The 21,918-nt window shown below is 41.0% G+C and carries 22 protein-coding genes; 13 read left to right on the forward strand and 9 right to left on the reverse strand.

Annotated elements, in window-relative coordinates; genetic code table 11:
* Positions 1-630 precede the first annotated feature (630 nt).
* The 4 genes from A8F94_RS01215 (at position 631) to A8F94_RS25540 (ending at position 2,561) form a co-directional block, all read left to right on the forward strand.
* Positions 631-1,125 carry a GNAT family N-acetyltransferase gene (locus A8F94_RS01215; RefSeq protein ID WP_066194310.1) on the forward strand — a complete coding sequence of 165 codons (495 nt, stop codon included), beginning with the start codon at positions 631-633 and terminating at the stop codon, positions 1,123-1,125.
* Positions 1,126-1,192: 67 nt separating this feature from the next.
* On the forward strand, positions 1,193-1,579 hold the full coding sequence (locus A8F94_RS01220; RefSeq protein WP_066194315.1) for a YidH family protein: 387 nt from the start codon (positions 1,193-1,195) through the stop codon (positions 1,577-1,579).
* A 117-nt stretch (positions 1,580-1,696) separates the two neighbouring features.
* Positions 1,697-2,416 (forward strand): NAD-dependent deacylase, encoded by a 720-nt coding sequence (locus A8F94_RS01225; RefSeq protein ID WP_066194317.1) that lies wholly within the window; start codon positions 1,697-1,699, stop codon positions 2,414-2,416.
* Complete coding sequence (locus A8F94_RS25540) at positions 2,400-2,561, forward strand: hypothetical protein (protein WP_175384329.1); 162 nt, start codon at positions 2,400-2,402, stop codon at positions 2,559-2,561. Before A8F94_RS01225 ends, A8F94_RS25540 begins: the two co-directional genes overlap by 17 nt.
* Positions 2,562-2,787: 226 nt before the next feature.
* Here the strand turns inward: A8F94_RS25540 and A8F94_RS01230 are convergent, their stop codons facing one another.
* The 3 genes from A8F94_RS01230 to A8F94_RS01240 all read right to left on the reverse strand — a co-directional run bounded on the left by A8F94_RS01230 (position 2,788) and on the right by A8F94_RS01240 (position 6,317).
* The gene (locus tag A8F94_RS01230) at positions 2,788-4,614 is read right to left on the reverse strand and encodes a dihydroorotate dehydrogenase (protein WP_066194320.1); all 1,827 of its coding nucleotides are present in this window, start codon (positions 4,612-4,614) and stop codon (positions 2,788-2,790) included.
* 151 nt (positions 4,615-4,765) lie between these two features.
* Positions 4,766-5,086, reverse strand: a complete 321-nt coding sequence (locus tag A8F94_RS01235; protein ID WP_066194322.1) for a hypothetical protein — start codon at positions 5,084-5,086, stop codon at positions 4,766-4,768.
* 250 nt (positions 5,087-5,336) lie between these two features.
* Positions 5,337-6,317 (reverse strand): NAD(P)H-quinone oxidoreductase, encoded by a 981-nt coding sequence (locus A8F94_RS01240; RefSeq protein WP_066194325.1) that lies wholly within the window; start codon positions 6,315-6,317, stop codon positions 5,337-5,339.
* An 832-nt stretch (positions 6,318-7,149) separates the two neighbouring features.
* Between A8F94_RS01240 and A8F94_RS01245 the strand changes: the two genes are divergently transcribed.
* From A8F94_RS01245 to A8F94_RS01260, 4 genes are all read left to right on the forward strand, one after another.
* Positions 7,150-7,533 (forward strand): VOC family protein, encoded by a 384-nt coding sequence (locus A8F94_RS01245; RefSeq protein ID WP_077247576.1) that lies wholly within the window; start codon positions 7,150-7,152, stop codon positions 7,531-7,533.
* 802 nt (positions 7,534-8,335) lie between these two features.
* Entirely contained in the window at positions 8,336-8,992 is a 657-nt protein-coding gene (locus tag A8F94_RS01250; protein WP_066194328.1) for a GntR family transcriptional regulator, read from the forward strand.
* 259 nt (positions 8,993-9,251) lie between these two features.
* Positions 9,252-10,010 (forward strand): SDR family NAD(P)-dependent oxidoreductase, encoded by a 759-nt coding sequence (locus A8F94_RS01255; protein ID WP_066194331.1) that lies wholly within the window; start codon positions 9,252-9,254, stop codon positions 10,008-10,010.
* 114 nt (positions 10,011-10,124) lie between these two features.
* On the forward strand, positions 10,125-11,072 hold the full coding sequence (locus A8F94_RS01260) for a zinc-binding dehydrogenase (RefSeq protein ID WP_066194336.1): 948 nt from the start codon (positions 10,125-10,127) through the stop codon (positions 11,070-11,072).
* Positions 11,073-11,785: 713 nt separating this feature from the next.
* Here the strand turns inward: A8F94_RS01260 and A8F94_RS01265 are convergent.
* On the reverse strand, positions 11,786-12,634 hold the full coding sequence (locus tag A8F94_RS01265) for an AraC family transcriptional regulator (RefSeq protein ID WP_066197149.1): 849 nt from the start codon (positions 12,632-12,634) through the stop codon (positions 11,786-11,788).
* A 399-nt stretch (positions 12,635-13,033) separates the two neighbouring features.
* Complete coding sequence (locus A8F94_RS01270; protein WP_066194339.1) at positions 13,034-14,254, reverse strand: MFS transporter; 1,221 nt, start codon at positions 14,252-14,254, stop codon at positions 13,034-13,036.
* 171 nt (positions 14,255-14,425) lie between these two features.
* Between A8F94_RS01270 and A8F94_RS01275 the strand changes: the two genes are divergently transcribed.
* Entirely contained in the window at positions 14,426-14,965 is a 540-nt protein-coding gene (locus tag A8F94_RS01275) for an NADPH-dependent FMN reductase (RefSeq protein WP_066194342.1), read from the forward strand.
* Between the two features lie 244 nt (positions 14,966-15,209).
* On the opposite strand, the gene A8F94_RS01280 is transcribed toward A8F94_RS01275, so the two are convergent.
* The gene (locus A8F94_RS01280) at positions 15,210-15,746 is read right to left on the reverse strand and encodes an HXXEE domain-containing protein (protein WP_066194347.1); all 537 of its coding nucleotides are present in this window, start codon (positions 15,744-15,746) and stop codon (positions 15,210-15,212) included.
* A gap of 2 nt (positions 15,747-15,748) precedes the next feature.
* Entirely contained in the window at positions 15,749-16,309 is a 561-nt protein-coding gene (locus tag A8F94_RS01285; protein ID WP_066194350.1) for a hypothetical protein, read from the reverse strand.
* Positions 16,310-16,450: 141 nt separating this feature from the next.
* Here A8F94_RS01285 and A8F94_RS01290 point away from each other — a divergent pair, with 141 nt between their 5' ends.
* Together A8F94_RS01290 and A8F94_RS01295 are read left to right on the forward strand one after the other, a co-directional pair.
* Positions 16,451-17,455, forward strand: coding sequence for a glutathione S-transferase family protein (locus tag A8F94_RS01290; RefSeq protein WP_066194353.1), 1,005 nt, complete (start codon positions 16,451-16,453; stop codon positions 17,453-17,455).
* Positions 17,455-17,955, forward strand: a complete 501-nt coding sequence (locus A8F94_RS01295) for a GNAT family N-acetyltransferase (protein ID WP_066194355.1) — start codon at positions 17,455-17,457, stop codon at positions 17,953-17,955. Before A8F94_RS01290 ends, A8F94_RS01295 begins: the two co-directional genes overlap by 1 nt.
* Before the next feature lie 201 nt (positions 17,956-18,156).
* Here A8F94_RS01295 and A8F94_RS01300 read toward each other — a convergent pair whose 3' ends face one another.
* Complete coding sequence (locus A8F94_RS01300; protein ID WP_066194359.1) at positions 18,157-18,351, reverse strand: alpha/beta-type small acid-soluble spore protein; 195 nt, start codon at positions 18,349-18,351, stop codon at positions 18,157-18,159.
* A gap of 101 nt (positions 18,352-18,452) precedes the next feature.
* A complete protein-coding gene (locus A8F94_RS01305) occupies positions 18,453-19,589 on the reverse strand; it encodes a CAP-associated domain-containing protein (RefSeq protein WP_066194361.1) in 1,137 nt (378 codons plus the stop codon).
* A gap of 350 nt (positions 19,590-19,939) precedes the next feature.
* On the opposite strand from A8F94_RS01305, the gene A8F94_RS01310 reads away from it, so the two are divergent.
* Both A8F94_RS01310 and A8F94_RS01315 read left to right on the forward strand, forming a co-directional pair.
* Positions 19,940-20,539, forward strand: a complete 600-nt coding sequence (locus A8F94_RS01310) for a cell wall hydrolase (RefSeq protein WP_066194363.1) — start codon at positions 19,940-19,942, stop codon at positions 20,537-20,539.
* Between the two features lie 282 nt (positions 20,540-20,821).
* On the forward strand, positions 20,822-21,883 hold the full coding sequence (locus tag A8F94_RS01315) for a hypothetical protein (RefSeq protein ID WP_066194365.1): 1,062 nt from the start codon (positions 20,822-20,824) through the stop codon (positions 21,881-21,883).
* The last annotated feature ends 35 nt before the right edge of the window (positions 21,884-21,918 follow it).

The following is a 21,918-nucleotide window of genomic DNA, read 5'->3' on the forward strand; positions in this document are numbered from 1 at the left end:
GGCAAAATGTAACCAATAGGATGGACTGTTGCTTTCAATCTATCTCCTGCTCGTTGAAATAATAATTTCAGCTTGGCGGTTTGGATCCTTGATGCTTCACAAATCAAACGCAAGTTTATAGCCCTTCACCCTGGCAAGTGCCATTTCCTTTTCTAGCACTGGCGAGGGAAGTACAGATACGGATGAACGGCTATCCCAGGCAGGAAAAGTGCAATGCAGTATGGAATTGTAATTGTAAGGTGAATAAAAAAACTGTGGAAGGAAAGAGTTGCATCCGTCGACCGAATCAAACCGGTTAGAAAATATGGGCAATCGCGAGAACGAAAAGGGATAAACAGTTGATTGATTCGGCAATATGTATGCCTAATTCACTGCACCAGGGTTCTTAACATACCGGGATTTACAGGAACGAGTTTCTTCCTGGTCTTTTGCGATTAGCTACGACTGCATTCGCCAGACAATCAGCAGGTTATCACGAAGATTGACATTCTGGGAAGATTTAATTGAGACCAGGACAATAGATAACCAAGAAGGCAGAAGGGTCACCGCGATAAAATTGTCAGGCCGGTATTCAGGACTAATTCTCCGTAGCGGGGATGTTGTCCTTCCAAAGGAAAAGGGGGAATAAAATTGATCATCCGTTCACTAGAAATCTCAGATGCAGAAAAATTCCTTGCGTTAAACAAAAGAGTGGAAGAATCCGGGTTTATGCTTTATGAGCCTGGCGAGAAGCAAACAACAGTTGAACAGCAAAGAAAAATGATTGAAAGAGTGTCGGCAGAGGAACGCACGATTTTCTTTGTTGCTGAAAGGGAAGGGGAACTTGCCGGTTTTATCGCGGCATTTGGCGGAACTGTTAGACGGAAGAGCCATTCTGCTTACCTTGTTCTTGGCGTTGACGAGAAGTTCCGCGGACAGGGCGTTGCAACCCAATTATTCCATCGGGTTTTTGATTGGGCAAATGAAAAAGAGATTACCAGATTGGAACTTACTGTAATCAAAACAAACATTCATGCATTCAACTTGTACAGGAAAATGGGTTTTGTGATTGAGGGAGAAAAGGTCCATTCTCTTAAAATAAACGGAGAATATGTGAACGAGTACTATATGTACAAACTGTTATAGGGGTTTTTGCAGGAATGTCGGGTATACAATAATAAAATAAACTACCCGATTGCGAGTGATTTAAAAAATGAATGACGCTAAACATAATGCCAAAACAGAAACAATTGAATCGAAATATATCCAGCAGCACCTTGCCAATGAACGGACATACCTTGCCTGGATCCGGACGGCGATTGCGATTATTGGGGTCGGCTTTCTCGTTACGAACCTGCATTTTACAATGAAAACAAGCCTTACACCCGCCGGGGATTTTTTTGCGAATCTAATTGGAATCGCGTCTGTCCTGCTAGGCATTATTGTTGTTGTGATGGCAACTTCTGCTTATATTCGAAAAATCGATAGTATCAATAATCAAACATTCCGGACTTCCAAATGGTCAATTATAGGGTTGGGGATTTTTGTTATCCTGATTGCGGTGTTTTTTGGCGTTTATTTTACAATGGTTAACTTTTGAGCACAATGGAAGTTTGACAATTGTCAGGTCCTTTCATAAAACGCTGGCTGGGCACATTAGTGCAGTTCACCCTATATCCTGAATAGCAGAAAAACCAACTATTTGAGGTGTTATAAAATGGAGGAATTGAAGAAGTATCTGGAGAAAGCGTCTTATACGGTAGTGTTCACAGGGGCTGGAATGAGTACTGAGGCGGGTCTCCCGGATTTCCGCGGAAGCGGCGGAATTTGGCATGGCGCCGATCCGATGATGCTCGCAAGTACACGGGCAATGAATGAGAATACAGAAGAATTTATTCAATTTTACAGGCAAAGGGTTGAAAATCTTCACGGGCATGAACCTCATAGAGGCCACAAAATCCTCGCCAAATGGGAGCGTGAAGGGCGCATTCAATCGATTATTACCCAAAATGTCGATGGCTATCACCATCGGGCCGGCAATAAACAGGTTACGGAGCTGCATGGTACGTTAAGGACTTGCCACTGCAATGACTGTGGCAGCATTTATCCGATTGAAATGTTCATGGAGGACAATGTTTCTTGCGAAAATTGCAGCGGTTTTCTTCGTCCATCTGTAGTCCTGTTTGGGGAAATGCTTCCGGAAAAGGCCGTCCAGCAGGCAGAACTGGAATCACGGCGGGCAGATTTGTTCATTGTAATGGGTTCATCACTCAGTGTGTATCCTGCCAATGTGTTCCCGGAAATCGCCAAAATGGCCGGCGCAAAGCTTGTGATTGTCAATTTGGAAAACACAGAGCTTGATAATAGGGCCGACCTGGTACTAAATATGGAAATAGGCGAGCTCCTTCAGGCGTTAGATCATGATCGCCAAAGGTGAGCTATTTAATAAAACCAGTCCACTTGCACTTGGCAGAGATACTGGGATAGCCATTTTATTTAGGAAAAAGGAAGTGAAGGATTGGAAAAGAAGACGTGCAGGGAATGCGGAGGTTCCTCTTTTGCCCAGGGAACTGATTACATAAACGTTAGGCCTTTGGATAAAAAAATATCAATTGGTTCCGAGAAAATTTATACCTTTTGTGTTAGCTGCGGAGAAGTACAATCTATTAAAATCGTAAATCCCGCCAAATTAACTTGAGAAACCGCGGCATCAACCGAGAAGAAGCGCTCAGATTTTGTGAGCGCTTTTCACACATGTAATTTGGGTCTTCCGATGAATTTCGATTTCCCTCTTTTTCCGCCATAATACTAGCTGTCCAGTTTCTCATCCCGAAAATGAACCCCAGTTTTCATCGTTTGATTATTGCTTGTGCTTTGCATTAAAAACGGCCTAGTACAAACAACTCCAATACCATAAAGAAGAATGGCAAAGTAAGCGGGCAGGAGATGGAGGAAATCCGTGTACCCGATAATAAAATGAGTTGCAATCCCCGCAATAAAAGCTGGAATAGCGCCAATTGTAAAAGTCCACCACACCCAGCGTTCGCCCTCGCGGATTCCCCATAAGGCAAGCATCAAAACAAGAAGGCCCACGCTTAATAGGGCGCTCCCAAACCCGGCACGGTCATGCGCAATCACCGGAATTAACTTTTCATTAAAGTCATTCAAAATCTCTGGAGAAATACATAAATACGATATGTCAGATGGAACAAAGACAGTGGAGGCGCCGATGAACGAAATGACTATTCCTCCGATGGCCAAAGCGCCACCCAATAGGACAAAACATAGCTGACCAACGTGGCTAAGCTTCCAAGCTTTTGTGTTATAAAGATTTGTGCCTGAAGGAGCTTCAGTAGCGGTTTTTGTTTTTAAAAAACCGGTAATGAACAAAGGCAATAAAATAAGCCAAAACAATCCGTGCAGCCAGTCAAAATAGCCATAGCCAATGAATAACAAGATTCCCAGAAAGCCGATTATGGCAGCGATATTGACTGCTTTCCGAGCCCAATGGAGTCCGTACCTGATCCCATGCCTGGCAAGCTGCATATAAAGGATCCCGCCTGATATCATCGTTCCTGCCAAAGTCATCCTGTCATGAGCCATAAAGTAAAGAATGGAAGAGTTAAAGCCTAGAATATCCTGCCTTACTATGCCTAGAAAAGACTCGTCATATGGAAGAATCACATCTGTCATGCTAAAATACAGTGCAATAAAGCCGCCAATCAGGATCGCAAGCCCAAACAGCCAATACCATATCCAGCCTGTAAGTATTGAAGGTACCGCATGGCTTCTAAAACTGTACGCTTCATTTATCCGTTTTGGCAGGCCGGGGCCGGTAAAAACGTACTCCTGGCCCAGCAGCACAAGGGAAGCCCCGTTTTCAAGCAGGGTGATGGCGTCAGCTGGTTCTTTTATTCCGCCTGAGGTGATGATAGGGATGCCATGACTATTGCCCATCGCTTCGCAAAGTTCTTCAGGAGAATCTCCTTCAACCAGAATTCCATCTGGCAAATAGTTTGCCAAACCATTAACCCTTTCCGATGCAGCCGACAAAATAAATGGTTTGTTTATATTTTCTTTTAGTTTTAAAAAACTGTCCTTCGAATCCAATTCAATGCTATCGAGGATGAACGCATCACTATAAGGGAGAAGGCTGTTACAAATCTTGAATAGTTCGGAATAAGTGCCCCGGACTCGAATAAAAAGGGGAACTTTCTTTCTCTTTAACGATTTTAATTTGGTGATCGCACTCTCCAAATCGATGGCGTTCTCTTTGAGTCCGTTAATTTGTTTGCTTTTTATATCAAAAACAAGGGGTTTTTCGGAAGTAGCACCCTGAAGCGAAACAGGGCCAATTTCGAGAAAACCGAAGCCAAGGTTTTGGAACGCTTTTAGTCCTGATAATTCTGGGTCAATATGGCAAGACAAGCCAATTGGCGTTGCGAAATTAGCAGCAAATAATTGTTTTTCCAATGTCTTTGATGGAGCCATATGCCCTAGGAACTCTATAAATCTTTCACCAACGGAGGTCGAAGATATTATGCTCATTCCACGATGAATAAACTCCCGGCCAATCCTTGGTTGGAGCCTCATTAAAATCGGTTTGAATATCGGGTGATACGACCAATCCGGCAAGGCAATTCACCCCTTTACACTATCTTCGTATATTTTACCATATGAAGGAAGAAGTGCGGTTGTCGTTTTAAAACAAAATAAAAACGCATGAAGATCTTATACTTGCACGCGTTTTGCCGATATTGACGTAATTGAATGTATGTAGTTGCCTCTAGTGCCAATCATTCTGGGTGTCCACTGTAAGCGGTACGACTGAATCGGTACCATGGACACTTTCTGCATCATGAGGCTTGGAATCAGAATGGTCTTCATTGATTTCCCTGATCAGTACCCATGTTTGTTTTAAGAGATCCTGAAAGCTGTCAATTAGAGCAAAGGCTGCGTCCATCACTTCCGGATTGTTTTTCAGGGAGTTCAGTTCGGTTTGGACCCTTTCAACAGCTACTTCCGGGTTATCAAGCTGTTCCTTAATTGCCGGCCACGAAATAAAAAGGAAAACGATAAATGAAACCGTCATAAATAATCGAATCATTGCAATTCCCTCCGTTCTCACTACAGTTTTTTCCATGTTTTTGCCGTTGTATACGAGGTGTTAATTGAAAAATCACAATAATTTTGAAAACATAAATCAAATGTAGTTCAAAGAGAGGACTTTCCAATTCGAGTATCTTTAAAAGACAGTTAAAACAAATAAGGGGTAGTATCAGCGATTGCTGAACTTCCCCTTATAAAAAGTGCGTATTTTTTTCTAGAGAGAAACTTAGATTTAAAGAACTACCTAGCTATTCATTTATCTTTAAAATTATTTTCCCGATATTTTTGTTGTTCTCCATATGTGTGTGCGCTTGTTGAACTTGGTCTAAAGGAAATACTTGATCAACGATTGGACGAAGCTTATTATTTCGGAAAAGCTCCATCGTTTTGGAGGCGAACTCAGATGTAAGTTCCGCCTTATATTCATCGCTTCTAGGTGTGAGAAGCGTTCCAGTCAACTGAATCCGTTTTGACATCAAATCCATTAGATTAAGTTTTTCTATTTCTGCACCACCTAAAATTCCAATCAACACCCATCGCCCGTCGACTTTTATACTGGCCAGGTTTTTCTTCCAATAGGAGGCACCAATGAAATCAAGAATTAAATCGACCCCTTGTTTATTGGTCGCCTTCAGTACTTCCTCATCAAAATTCTGTTCTTTGTAATTTATACGAACATCCGCTCCTAATGATCGGCAAAAATCCAGTTTCTCTTTTGAGCCGGCTGTTGTAATTATATTTGCCTGTCCAAGTTGTTTTGCAAGCTGAATCGCAGCTGTTCCGACGCCACTGCCGCCAGCATGTATCAACACCGTTTCACCGGCACGTAGCTGACCTATCCAAAATAATGTTTGATAAGCAGTCAAAAATACCTCTGGAATTGCTGCAGCTTCTTCAAAAGAAAGGTTCTCCGGAATCAGGATTGCCCTGTCGGCCGGCATGATGGCATATTCGGCATAGCCACCCCCATTCACAAGCCCCATAACGTTTGTACCTACAGCTATATTTGTATCAGGGCCAGCTTGTTCAACCGTCCCGGCAACTTCCACACCTAAAATTGGATTGTGCATATATCCCGATTTGCTTTGTCGGGTAACAATATCTGTTCGATTCACTGCTGCAGCTTTTACTTTAATTAATAGCTCACCGTCTTTTGGGATTGGTTTTTCATATTTCACAAGTTGTAATTGTTCCGCACCGCCTGGTTGTTTTACAGTGATCGCTTTCATTTTACTCCTCCTTACTTTTCTTTAAAAGGTTGGATTATTCTTGTCTTTACACTAGTAGAGTAGCATTGAATTCCTATATTTTCAGGGTATCCGCCTACAGGCAAAGTGAAACTCAATATGTCGATCAATGACTAACGAGAGAAAACATCGCGCAAAGAGTTTTCTTAAGGAGGCAAATCAATGGCAGTCAGAGGAAGCCGCGTTTTTTTTAAATATAATAGATTGCCAGTGCAGAAGGGTAACGGGGTTTACCAAACACGTCAATATCAAGACAAACGCACAGTATCCCACTAGGCAATCACTGACGATTTTTATTGTTATATCAAGGATATTTACCTTTTAATATGCGTTTCTCATATCAAATTACAGTCAATTTACAGGGGTGGGAATATTTCTTGGGGGGTTCTTATAATTTCTCGTGTGAAGTTTCCAAATCATTTGAACATTTATGTTAAAATAGTCTAAGTATTTGTGAACAAACCGGCAGATTAGCAGAAGGGAAAGGTTAGTGGTGTAGTTGCCTAAAGTTAAAATTAACCCATTAATACTCGTAGGATTAACTATAAGCTCAATAACAATGGTTTTGTATGCTTATAGAAGTTATTCTAACCAAGAAATAGGTCACGGCATTATATTTACAATACTATTTACTTTTCTCATTGGTTTAGTGATTTGGGGCGTAATGAGAAATAAAAAGGTTGATTAGAAAAGTTAGTAATCTGGCATTTCTGTTACGCGTACTTTATTTAAATAACAAAAAAATACTGCATTTACGGTGTTTTAAGTTTCAATTTGTTTGGCTATTGAAAGCTGGGAAAGTAGGTTGATTGACGTGAAGGAGACAGATATTTCTTCGATAGTATGTACTATAACTCCTTGGCTGTCGGTACGTAATGGAGCACGAGCAGTCGAATTTTACAAAAGTGCTTTTCAAGCAAAGGAAGTCTATTATATAGAAGACCAAAGTGGTGCTATAGTGTCAAGGCTTACAATAGGCGGGGCGGAATTCTGGGTAAGTGATGATACTGGCGCTGAAAACTGCAATGCAGTTCGAATGATCTTGAAAGTGCAAAGCCCAGATTTGGTATTCCAGCAAGCTTTAGCTGCTGGTGCATCAGAGGTTTTTCCTGTGCAAGATGCACACGGTTGGCGGGTGGGACGCTTGGTTGATCCATTTGGTTTCCATTGGGAGATTGGTTTTCAATACAAAGAGTAGGCAACTACATTGTCACGATTGTGGTGCTTTCTTGACGTCGGTTTTCCGGCCGGGGAGGGACTTCTTGTGCTGAGCATTGACAACGAGAAATTCAAAAATCTTCTGCTTCTAATAGATTGACGATTACCGTGTGATTAGGTCTGTGATTTAAAGTTTTACACCTCACAAGTAAACCCGTTAGTGAAAGGGTAACGGATTACTTCAGAGGTGCAAACATAATGAAAAACGCACTTGAATTCGCAGCATAATTCACAGTGCGTTTTTTATGGATTTATCAACGTTTTTGACGTATTAAATTGCTCATTCCGTATTAAAACACATACTAAATCACAGGGTATGAAATAATTATTGGAAAGTGTGTGAATTTATATGTGATTTAGCGAGTGAATTAAGTTACAATCTCGAAGGTTTTTGGATATTTACGTTAAATTGATAGTATGGATATTAAATAGTTTATGAAAACATGTACTTACGCGAACGGGGCAGTTTAGTTCAATAAGAAAGAATAATACAATAGATTGGAAGCTAATTGTTAAAGGAACACAAATGGACTAAAAAGAATAGCATCTACTCATAATACTCGTTCACTTCAATAGGGAGAGTGAAAGGTGCACTTAATTTAACAGATAGTATAATTAAAAAGGTTCCATTAGATAATAATAAAAATTAAAATTACATTTAAAGTCTATGTTAAGCTAATCATTAGCCTTTCATTTATTTTTAATTGTTCATTGTCATATTTTTAAGAAATGAAGCTTAATAAATGTTTAAAATCAGTTGTTATATATAAGGGGGGGACGGGTTGGAAAGTTTTGGTTTATATACATTAATAGATGGTAATAAAAATTCACTACCAGAACAAATAGCAAATCATATTTTAAAGAAAATATTTACAGGTGATTTATCACAGGGCACTCGCTTGATTGAATCTGAAATTGCGAGAGAACTAAATGTTAGCAATATACCTGTTAGAGAAGCTTTTTATATCTTACAAAGCACCGGAGTAATCGAAAGGTTACCAAGAAAAGGTGTACGAGTAAAGTCAATTTCCTCAAAAGAAATAGGAGATTATATGAATGCTCTAATTGAACTATTTAGATTAGGAGTAAATTATTCAGCGTTAAAGTGGGATGAAGAGAAATATAATCAACTTCGACAGTATTTAAAGGAAGCAAGCTTGAAATTAGAGGAAAATGATGTATTAGAGTATATTTTAAAGGCTGATCAAGTTTGCAGATATATTTTCATAGTAGCAGGAAACCAGGCATTCTTAAGGTTTTACTCTGAAGTAACATATATTACTAATGCTTATTGCCAAACTAGATGGAATGATTTTGAGAAAAAAATGAAAAATTATCATTCTTATATAGAAGGAATGGTAAATGCAATCATTCATTCTGATTTTGAAAAAGCAAAATCTCAATTTGAGTTACAGGCTAAATTAGCTATATTCGATTAAAATTTTTTCAGTTAATAATCTAAAACAGGGCATGAAAGAGTCATTTTTGATAATTCTTTCATGCCCTTTATTTTTATAAGCAGTAAATATCAAGGCCTGTAAAAAAACCTCTCTGGTAATATGATAATTTTTGTGAATGTTCCTTCCAAGCAAAATATTTCAAATAATTTATATATTATATATAATATATAATGTAAGCGTTAAAAATAATATATTATATATTATTTTAAAATATTTACATTAAAAGGAGAGAAGTGGAATGGGGAGACTAGAAGGGAAAGTAGCTTTAATTACCGGAGCGGCACAAGGACAAGGTTTAACAGAGGCACAATTGTTTGCTAAAGAAGGGGCTAAAGTTGTTGCACTAGATTTGAAAATTGACGTATTACAAGAAGAAGCAAATAAAATTATTGCTGATGGAGGAGATGCAATCGCTTTAAAACTTGATGTCTGGTCCGAGGAAAATTGGAAAGAAGTAATAGCTAAGGCCATTGAAAAGTATGGGAAGATAGATGTGCTAGTTAACAATGCAGCCATATTTTTCGGGAAAAGTATTAAAGATGCTGAATTAAGTGATTGGAACAAAATTATGGGAGTAAATGCAACGGGAACATTTTTAGGAATGAAGTATGTAGCCCCAGAAATGGCGAAGAATGGGAAAGGATCAATTATTAATATTTCTTCTATGGGTGCACTTGCAGGTGGAGTTGCAGATGGTTTTGATATATCGTATAGCGCATCTAAAGGTGCAATCCGTTCAATGACTAAGCATGCAGCTAACGTACTTGCTCAAGATAATATTCGGGTAAACACCGTATTTCCAGGTCCTATTAGTACACCTATGACAGAAGAATCATTTAAAAGACCAGAGGCAAAAGCAGTATTAGATAGAGTAAAGCTTGCTCCACACTTTGGGGAGACACTTGACATTGCATATGGTGTATTATATTTGGCGTCTGATGAATCTAAATTTACAACAGGAGGGGAACTGCTTATTGACGGTGGCTATTTCGTATAATAGTTTTCTTTTATATTAGAATTAGAGTTGAATCTAAAAACTATTTTTACGTAATGTAAATATATGGGAAATAATGAAAATTTAATTTAAAAAAACTAGAAAGAAGGTCTTAAAATGAAAGGTTGGGAATTTACAGATACAAACGTTTCCCTTAAATTAGTTGAAAAACCAGATCCAATTGTACTTCCTGGAGAAGTAGTAGTGGATGTGAAGGCTGCAGGTTTATGTCATACAGACGTATCTGCATTAGAAGATCCAGGTTGGAAAGCATTATTTGGTGAACTTCCGGTTATATTTGGTCATGAATGTGCAGGAATCATTTCAGCAATTGGAGAAAATGTTACAGGGTTTAAAGTTGGTGATCGTGTTGGTGTTCACCCAATTACAAAAGCAGGAGAATATATTGGTTTCCAACGTGACGGGGGATATGCAACAAAAATAATGGTGCCGGCAGATACACTAGTACCAATTCCTGATTCAGTTGGCTTTGATCTAGGTGCGATGGCAACTGATGCTGGTATGACTTCTTATCAATCGATTCGTGTTGGTGGTGCGAAAGAAGGGATGAAGGTTGGTATTATTGGCATCGGTGGTTTAGGTCAACTTGCTACGAGAGCTGCAGTTTTAAAAGGTTGTGAAGTATATGCAGTGGATGTCAATCCAGAAGCACGAGCATTAGCGAAAACACTTGGGGTAAAAGAAGCCTTTGAAAATATTTCAGATTTAGAGCCAATAGAATGTGAGTTGATTGTGGACTTCGCTGGATTTGGCGAAACAACTAGCCAAGCTCTAGATGTCATTAGGAAGTTTGGGACAATAGTAGTTGTTGGGATGGGGAAGTTAGAATCCAATATTAATACTTATAATTTAATTTTAAAACAAGCAAAAATTATTGGTAGTAACGGTGGGACACATCAAGATATAGCAGAAATGTATAAACTGTTTGCAACAGGAAAATTAAACCCACAGTATTCAACGATTTCATTTGAAGAAATTCCAGAAGGCTTAGAACGTTTAAAGCGTGGAGAAGTAAAAGGACGTTTAGTCGCATTAGTTGATTAGATACTTATTAATTCGAACAATAGAAATAAGCCAATGTGGAAACAAATAAAAAATAAGAACAAAATGATTATCCCCAAATTAGTGAGTTGTTTTTATTGATGGTAGACGATTAATCATTGAAAACTTCATATTAAAGGAATTGATTAGGAGATGCCTTAAAAATTTGTTATTTAAATTTTTAAGGCATCTTTTAAATTACTATTACTTAAATAATACAATGAATTTTTTATTTAAGCAGAGAAACTGAAAGGTAATGAATTGCTTTAGGGAGAATTTAGGGAATCGGCTGAGATATCGAGAATGTTAGATAGAAGTTTAAGAAATATAAAAGAAACTGTTCCAAATTTTGATAAAGAAATTTGAGAAATGCGTAGAAATTTTTGAACTAGATAAGTTATTTATGACGAGTAAAAAAGGGCAACATTTCTGTATTTAATCTAGTTTGTGAATAATTGTTCTTAAACTAAACTATAGGGTGCGTTTGTTAAATACGATAATACGAAAAAGGCTTAGGGTTGAAACTCTAAGCCTTTTTGCCTGTGAAATATACTGTGATTTGTGTTGTGAAATTTTTGTTATTTGCCGTGCGATTAGGACTGTGATTTATTGTTTTGCACTTCTCAAGTAAACCCATTAATGGAAGGGTAAGGTGTTTTTTCATAAAAATTAAAAGCGGCACAGCCAAAACTGTGCTGCTTTTTACTCAGGGAAAACTAACTTCCCACCGCTGCTTCTTGTTTTTTAACCGGGATGTAAATATCCATTACCTTGTTCTCAGGACCGTGGCACCGTTCATCATAAAGTTCAAATTCCACATGTCCGCCATGTTCGTAGCCCGAGTTCGGAAACCAGTCTGAAAAGATATGATTCCAGGTTGATTGGATCGAAGAGGTGAATGATTTTTCATCGGCTTCCGGTGTCGTGAAGACAGCATACTCCATTTCCGGAAAACTCATGTAAACCATGCCTTCTGGAGCTTGAGTACCTTCTTTGACTTCCATACCAATCACATAAACAAATTCGCCTGTGTCAGGATTGAAATTAGTACAAATGCCCAATTCCTCATACTTGTTGATAGGATCCGGGATTGTACAACCAAGCTTGTTTTGCATGTACTGCTGCCAAAATTCGGGGATGTCCTTGTTATTTTGGCCGTCGACGTTTCTCGTTTTGAGTTCATAGCCAATGATGTGGAAAGCTGGTTTAGTGACAATTTTTACATCCATTTGAAAACCTCCTGGAAATTGATATGAACGCAAGCAGGCTTTTCCGATTAAGGGTCCAGACAACCTTCCCGCATCGCGGTATTGAACTGGCGTTACTCCGTAGAACTTTTTAAATGCACGGTTAAATGATTCCGTGTACTGGAAACCGACATCAAACGCGATTTCGATCACCTTATCATCGGTATAATACAACCGTTCTGCAGCAGTGGTCAGACGCCTTTTTCGGACGTAATCCATCACAGAATCGCCAACTACTGCCTGAAATACACGATGAAAATGAAAAGGTGAGAAACAAGCTATTTCAGCAAGTTTCGTTAGCGAAACTTGATCATGCATATTTTTCTCAATATAATCCAGGGTCCGCTGCAAAATTGGTTCGTATCCCACTCAACTTTCACCTGCCTTGACTTAACTATATCAATAACTTAAAAAACACTCTTAACATTTTTTGCTGTATTCTGAAAATACTTCCCAAACGTTTCTTGTACTTATAGCAACTGCTTGCCATGCGAGATCACTAGTGATTACTAGGAAGAGATATCACTCTTCCTTGTAAAACTATAACAATTATGAACTAGTCCCTAACAGGCCAGTACTAATTACTGCCGTGGAAGGCGCTATATTAAAAATTCACTAGTTACTGTCATCCGTGAATCTAAACTTCCACGCAAAACTATGGATCTGGAAAGGTACTGTAATCAATAATTAAACTGTCTTGTTCACCCAAAAATTGTATCATGCACCCTGATTAATATGGGCGGCTTTTTTCTGAAGGCTGATTGAATAGAACATAAAAATCAGGGTGATGGTAATGAAGCTTCCATGAAAAATCCAAACCATTTTTTCAAGTGATAATGCTTTGAGCAGAATTGGAGCAACCACAAATCCCAGGGCAAAGCCAAGTGACTTAAGAAGCATGCCAACTCCAAAAATCCGTCCTCTGATAGTATTGTCGGTTTTTTGCAAGATGGTCGCATACAGGGTAATAAACCCGGCGTCAAAAACTCCGGTGACGAAGGCAAATATCAATACCATCCATACATTTGTATTTGACAAGAAGATGATAAAACCAGTCGACATTAGGACTGCTGAAAGATAGCAAGCGTAATAAGTTGCATGCCCCTGTAAAAACTTCAATCTTGGCATCAGTAGCGTTGCCAACACGGAGCCTGCGCCCCAAACACCCCAAATCAAGCCATAGTAAAAGCTCTGCTTGTTTACATCAATCATTTCTGCAAGGATTGGGATGCCGAGGTTATGAGAAGCCCCGGCAAACGCTGCAACGAGGCTGACAATATTGAGGATAAGCAGCATTGGGACGACCAGGATAAACGAATATACTTCTTTTAAATCACGTCCAACGGATTGAAGTTGATGCTTTAGCCCGCTTGAAAGGGCGGCGGCCTTCTTTGAAGCGCTTGTCTGCCAATTCATTTTTAAAAGGACCAACGCAGAGAGGGCGTATGTAACTGCGTCAATGATGAGTGTGATTTTGTAACCAAGGAAATTCGTGATAACCCCGGCTCCAATGAACCCGAATACAAGGCTGATCGAGGTTAGCCTCGATATGAGCGCATTCGTCTCGAGTACTTTATCCTCACCAAATATCCGCGGAATTTCCGCGCTGTAGCTGACTGAGAAAAAGCTGCTAGACATTCCTATCAGGAAACATACAGCAACTATCACGATTGGGTGTGGGAAAAAAAGAAGACTTAAAATAATGAACGCACGAAAAATATCACAGTAAATCATAAGTTTCTTTCGGTCATACCTGTCCGCAAGTACCCCAGAAAACAAGCTTGATAAAACACCACCCAATGTTTTAAAGGCCATCGTCGCAGCAAGCCAGCCGGCACTTCCGGTAGCGACATATATCATTATGTTGATGGCAATCATGTCCATGTATGAGCCTAAATCAGAAAAGGCTTTTACATATAGATAAAATTTTCGGTTCATAATTTCCCCTTTTGCTACTGTATTTTGCTTTACAACTCTATAATGTTTGACGGTTTTTCGCAACGCGAAGTTTCTTAATTTTTCATTTTTTCAAAACAGAACATTTGAAGACAGAAATTTGTTGGAGTAGAATTGCTTTGTTTAGACTTATAACTGTAATGGGGGATGACCATGAAAGTAGCAGCACTTGTAGGCAGTGTTAGAAAAGATTCTTTGAATTTACAGCTCGTTGAAACGCTTCGCGAGCGGTATAGCGAGAAGTTCGAGCTATCCGTTGTTGAGATTTGCGGGCTGCCATTTTTCAATCAGGACGAGGAATTGGATCCAAGTGAAGAGGTGAAACGCTTTAAGCAGGAAATACATAACGCAGATGCAGTTCTTATTGCGACGCCGGAATATAACTGGTCCGTTCCAGGAGTACTGAAAAATGCGCTGGACTGGTTGTCACGAGTTGATTTTGTTTTGAAAAATAAACCGGTGCTAATTGTTGGAGCAACACCAGGTGTATTGGGAACTATCCGTGCCCAGCAGCATTTAAGACAAATTCTGTCCAGCCCGGGCCTTCAGGCACGCGTGCTTCAGCCGGCCGGAAATGAAATTTTGGTCACTCAGGCACTGAACAAATTCCAGAACGGCAGGCTAATTGATGAAGCAACATTGGCATTCATTGATGATGTAGTAGAGCGGTTTATTGACTTTGCAAAAGCTTAACGTACAAAAGCGCAAGCGCCTTGCTCATCGCCGTACAAACTGGAGGGGCTTCGACTGAGATAAAGGAATCACGAAGAGCGAAGCGATTCGATGATGACTTATCGTAGGGAGGAGACCTGAAGTTTGCTAGGCGATAGGCGCTGGAGCTAGACGTAGACATGCTCAATAAAAAAGTTATCCAAAGTCGCGAAATTTATAATTTCCTAAACGATAAAAAAATCCTTCAGGAGTGCCTGGAGGATTTTTATTTATCGGGCAAAATCTTTGGGGCAATCGCGTGACCTCCAAATAGCGCAGCAGCCTGCAGGAGCCCGAACGGAATAGAAAGAAACAGGTCTGAGAATGAAACTAGGTTTTCAGTGAGTAATCTATAAAATAAGTATAAGAAGTACGGGACTACAGCCAGCGCTGTCCCAGCTCCAAGTGTATAGGTTTTTACGTATGCCCATTGCCCGATATGGCTGAACAGATGAAGAAAAAACAAGAGGGAAAAGCCAATGAACATGCCGAATATCCCGTTTTCTGTGGCAAGGTAACATGCAGGTATGTAGATCAAAAGTTGAAATAGGACCGGAATGGAGAATCTGGCTGTGGTGACTTTGGACATGCTATCAAAGGTTTTCAGCATACGTTTCGGGACACGGGGCCGCACCTTATTATAGTTTTTCTTAAACCACGCTTCTAAAAGAATAATTTCCTCAAAATCGTGAATCATAAATATGGCTGGATAGAGCCAAATCAACGTTATTACACTAACATTCTCATTTAAATAGGAAAGCATATTTACACTTCATTCTGTCCGGAGACTTGTTTTTCATTTTTGCGCGGGAAAACGGTGTGGCTATAGGAAATAAGAAAATCAACAGCTAAAACAACGCCCCAAATAAACATGACATTTTTTAAGGCAGCTGTTTGCTCTCCAATCCCGATTAACAGAATCATCGCACCGAGTAAGGCATTTCCGATCACCCAGCCGAGGAGATGCCTGTGGAAACCATGGCGTTGCAGCTTTGCGTGTTCACTGCCGATTTTAGGCTTCTGCGCAGGCTTGGGGCCGCCCGCGAACCGATAAGCAAACCGTTCGTCGGCCCATTGAATCATTTTTTCCCCAAAAGCAATCGTCATTCCGATGTAATAAGCTGCCAGGCCATGTATAAAAGAAGCTTCGCTGCCGCTTTGCAAGTCAATGACTGTTGCAACAAGCAAAACAAAATCAATTACCGGAGTCGACAGCAGTAGGACAGCACCAAGCTTCTTTTTCTTAACTATGTAACGTGCAAAGAGGCCTGCAACAATCATAATCCAAAACATAATTTCACATACCATAATAAGTAATCCAACCATATTTTTCCTCCTTATAATGAAGAATATAACATACCTATTTTAAAAAGAGCAGGTCACAGGTGTAAAAACCTTTCATTTTAAATTCCTATCGGATTAATATAATATGAAACTACTACATAGTTTTACCAAGGGGGATATTGTATGGAACAAAAGACAGGTGTCGCAGCAGAAATCAGTAAGGATGGATCGTTTAAGCGACAAGGGAATCGATTTACAACTCCATTTGGGAATGAGGCTGGTGAATTGCCAGTCGAGGCTGGCAGGTACCGAATGCTCTGGTCAGCTGTATGCCCTTGGGCTCATCGGTCTGTCATTGTCCGCCGGATACTCGGGCTTGAAGATGCCATCAGCCTTGGAACGGCAAGTCCTATGAGGCCTCGGCTTCCTCATGTTGACTGGGAGTTTTCATTGGACGAGGAGGGTGTGGACCCGGTTCTTGGGATTCGATACATGAGCGAGATTTATTTGGAGACAGATCCCGGCTATAGCGGGCGCCCGACTGTTCCGGTTATTGTTGATGTGAAAGAACGGAAGGTAGTCAACAATGATTATTTCCGGCTCACGAACTATTTCGAGACTGCATGGACACCATTTCATAAGGAGAATGCGCCGGATTTGTATCCGGTAAGTTTGCGCAAGGAAATTGACACTCTTAATGATGCCATCTTTCATGATGTCAACAATGGTGTGTATAAGTGCGGCTTTGCCAAGTCACAGGAAGCTTATGAGCAGGCGTTTGACACTCTATTTGCCCGCCTTGATGAGCTGGAGGAGAGTCTGAGCTCGAAGCGGTTCCTGTTTGGTGATTATATTACTGATTCTGATGTCCGGCTGTATGCAACGCTAATCCGTTTCGATGCAGCGTATTATGCTGCTTTTAAAACAAACCGGAACCGGATTGTTGATTTCCCGAATCTATGGGGATACTTGCGCGATCTGTATCAGACACCGGGGTTTGGAGATACGACTGATTTCCATGCCATTAAAGTGCATTACCATCTGTCGAACCACATTGCTGCAGACGATCAAAAATCGAAGGGTATCTTACCAAAAGGACCGGATTTGAGCGGGCTGACAAGCAAGCATGGCCGGGAAGCAATCAGTGGGAAGCGTCAGAAATTCCTTATTCCAGGGAGCGAAGAATAATGATGATCCGTGATGCTAAAAAGAGTGAACTTGCTTTGATTCGGGCCCAGCGGCTGGCTGCGTATATGGAGCATGCCGGGAAAATCCAAGATGGCCATTGGAATGAGCTGAAAAAGGCAATTTCATCTGAAGCCGACCAGCAGCCAGGCGTGGAACTGATTGTCGCAGAATTGGAAGGGAAGATAGCCGGTAGTGTGGCAATGTTCCCGGCAAACAGTGATGCATATGAAGGGCATCTTGATGAACTGGAGCACCCTGAAATACGTGTCCTCGCAGTAGAACCGGACTATAGGGGAAAGGGTGTCGGAAAGGCACTTGTCGGTGAGTGCATTAAACGGGCCAGGGCGAAAGGGTATCGTGCAGTTGGTCTTCATACCGGTTCGTTTATGGATGATGCAATGAAATTGTACGAGGGCCTGGGCTTCGAGCGGCAGCCCGAGTTAGATTTTGAACCCGCAAATGATGGAATCATTGTTAAAGCGTATCAAATGAAATTGTGATGTGTGGCCGGGCATGGGTTGATGCCCGGTTTTCATTTGGAGCAGGCGAATGCCAGACAATTTCTTGTGACTTTCAAACCTTTTGTCGAGCTAATTTATATCTATTATTCAAAATGTGAAACAATTTCAGCCGACAAAAAAAACAAAAAAGCCGCCCAGCCACATGGGCCAGGCAGCTCTTGCCAGCAGAATCAGCGTAGGTTATTGGCCCCGCTGATTCCGCATGGCTTGTTCGCCCATGGCGACGAGACGTTTCGTCATTTCGCCACCGACAGAACCGTTTGCTCGTGCGGTCGTATCTGCACCAAGTTGTACTCCAAACTCGTTGGCGATTTCCTCTTTCATCTGATTCAGCGCGTTTTCCGAACCAGGAACCAAAAGTTTGTTTCTAGCCATGATGATCACTCCCCACGAAAAAATTGGGCAAGCCGCGAAGGCCGCCCAATCTTAGTCTATCCAGTCGTACTGTTCTGATTCGTCTTCGCCGAGCGAAGAAGTTAATTCCTATAATAGTTCTGGGTGAAATAAGGCTGCGATTGTTCGTTAAATGCTACACCGACACCAAGATACTCATAATCGCGTTTCAAAATATTATCTCTATGGCCTTTCGAGTTCATCAGGCCTTCATGGGCAAAAATACTGCTAAACTGGCCGTACGCCAGGTTTTCACCGGCGAGCACGAACCGAAGTTTGTCTTCTTCCATCCGATCAAAAGGGGATTGGCCATCAAGATTCGTATGGCTGAAATAATTGTTTTCCGCCATATCATCGCTATGTTTCCTTGCTGTCTCACGAACATGGTCATCCCACTCAAGGATTGGCAGCTGGTGATTGACGCGGGTTGCATTTGTCAAATCAAACATCTGGTATTCAAAGCCTTCTTTCAATGAGCCACTCGCATCTCCATACAAATTCGTTTTCTTTTCCTCGACATCCTGCCTTATAAGCTGTAATGCTGTAACAGTATTGCCCTCATGCTTATCATAAAAAACCGTAATGTACGTTCCATCCTTGAAGTATGCATCATAATCCTGGTCTTGCTGGAGGCGGTAAAAGACGCCGCCTTTTTGAATCGTAGTCAGCGGAGCGCCAAGCTTTTCCCGGACTAAGTCCTTTGCTGTGCCGCGTTCGATTCCATTCGTCGAGGCGATTAAATCCTGGCTCGTATACAAACCTGCAACCTTATTATCCTGATCGTACATAACCATGATAAACTGCCGGTAATCCTGATGGTAGGCATTCCAATTCAAGCCATACTCATTCATTGTCGACCGTTTTTCGCTGCCGAGCCTTTTTTCAACATCTGCTTTCGAGTCGCCAAGCTCAATGTTGTAGACGGAAAACAATTGCTCGGGCTGCTGCAGATCAACTTCCTCAAGAGGGGCTGGCTGAGCCTCTCTGCGAACATCGTCTGTTATTTTTCCAAAAAGAACGCCGGCTTGTTCAAAAAACTGTTTAATTGCATCAGTAAATTTTTCTGCTGCATCCCGGACTTCAGGGTTATCCGCGAGCGTCGACGCCTCTGCTTCGACGCGGGTAAGCATATCACCCGGATTCTTGAACCCGCCTTCAATAGCAGGCCATGAATAATTTATGAGAAAGACAAGTCCTATCAACATTAATAATCGGCTCAATCGAATCGGCCTCCATATCTGTTAAAATTCTATCCTTTAATAAAGAGGTATAATCAACTGTTTTGCTAATTTCTTTATCCGTACCCACTTTACTATCTTATTTAACTAAAAAACCCTGTGTAACGCGACTGAAAAATCCTGTCATAAACCATCCAATTTTTTCAAATACAGGCCGAAACCGGTTGAGCTGCCCACTGAGGAAAGTTTTGGCTTGAGATAATGAAAACCGCGCCATTACTAGTCTGTAGAAACCTCAAGGGAAACTTCCTGATTTTGGGGCATGAAACGGACTGTTACAGCATGTACCCTTTTAGCAGAGAGCGAAACTGAACTACTAGGAGGTAAAGGAAATGAACAAGCTTACAAAACTAGTAATCGCAGCCGGGCTCATTCTATCGATTTCGGCATTTACAAACACTGCATCTGCAAATGCAGCAACAACACATCAGGTCAAACAAGGCGATTCCTATTGGGAGATCGCCACTAGATTTGGTGTACCAGTGAAAAAATTAATGGATGTTAATAAGGCAACGAGTTCAGACCTTCATATCGGTAAGACTCTGACAATTCCAAACTCTATAATTACAGCTGCTGAAAAAGACCTGCTAGCACGACTTGTCCATGCCGAAGCGAAAGGCGAGCCGTATTCAGGTAAAGTCGCAGTTGCAACTGTTGTCCTGAACAGGGTAGCGAGCCCTGACTTCCCTGACACAATTAAAGATGTCATTCATGAAGTCGCCAATGGATATTACGCGTTCTCTCCCGTGCAAGACGGTTCAATCAACAAACCTGCCGACGCTGAAGCCAAGCGTGCAGTCAACGAAGCCCTTGCATTCCAGGGACAGGGCAATGGCAGCTTATTCTTCTTCAACCCGAAAACAGCAGTCTCTAAATGGGTCTTCTCCCGAGAAACAACGATTACAATCGGCAACCACCGTTTTGCAAAATAGGAGCCTCTATAGCCAGGCATTCCGACATATATAGCCTGAACCTCCCCTGTGAAACATCGTTTGTGAAACAAGAAAAACCGGGGAGTGACAGGCACTGTTCGCATTTTTAAGCGCCATCCTAGCCGGGATGGCGCTCTTTCTTGTATCGAAACTACTTAAGTTCCTGGGTCCTATGTATCTCCCGAGAAGTTTTTCTTCCGGATAAAGCAAGTTTCGCAGGGAAAAAGCAGGATAATGGCGAACTTTAATAGACACGTGGCAAGAAGGGAAAAAGGATAGGTTATGAAAAAATACATTTTGCCTGCTATCATTCTCGTTATCTCGATTTTATTTTTGAACAATGTGACTGAGCTGCCTGAGAAGGAAGAGGAAATTTCGTCCGATTCGGTGCCTACAATCAGTTCAGCCTTCAGTGCGCGCTATGGAGGAAAGGAACTCATTTTACTAGAAAAGACAGGTGTCGACCCCAGTCACATTTCCAAGCAGAAGCTTGCGAAGGCAATGGAGAAGGCTGAAACCTTTCCTGTTTCTCCTTGGGAAAGGCTGTTGATTTCGCATCGGATTCTTCCAAGCAAAGTGACATTTACTGAATATGATCCGGATGAAGGAATATTCGGGACCGTACATGAAGGGGATTTGTATCAGGCACCAGCTGCTCCAGGAGTAAAAGGGCTAATCATCACAGTTGAATGGGAAATAGGTGGGAAATCAACTTACTTTGCCAAAATCGATGTGCAAAAAGTTTATTCTTATCAAGAGATGATATCACCTAATCCTGAGACTTTTACGGTTCTCGCTTTTTCAGAAAAGGACACAGTACTGGACATCCCAGAAAGCAAGGATGAGACATACATTGTCCAAACAGTTCATGGGAACCGGGATGAGCTGAAAAGAAAATTTCCAGAGCTGCGACTATCGGAACTTCCCGCATTTTTTGTTTTTCAAACGAACAATATGATTATGCAGACAGTCGAAGTCGACCAGTTGATTTCTTTTGTCACAAAAAATGAGCGATACGTTTATGAGGGGGAAACAGAAAATTGGATGATCACACTAACTGCTGAACAGAAAATTGGGAACGGAACATTCAAAACTCTATTAACCTACAAAGGAAAAAATGGCGATCAAATTGGACAAATTGGAACGACAGTTAATGGTGAATCATGGTCACTAGAAGAAGGCGGCCACCAGCTGGATGGGAATAACCAGTCTATCGCTGGCAACATGATTACATGGCCAATAACGGAGGAAGAAAAAGTAACTTACATAGTGAGATGGGATGGCCAAGAAGAAACCATTCCATTGATTTTAAAAGGAACATCCTCAACAAGCAAAAATCATTAAAATGTCCATATACTTAATGGTGTATAGAGATATCT

This window comes from Bacillus sp. FJAT-27225 (genome assembly GCF_001685025.1).
GTDB lineage: Bacteria > Bacillota > Bacilli > Bacillales > Cytobacillaceae > Bacillus_D.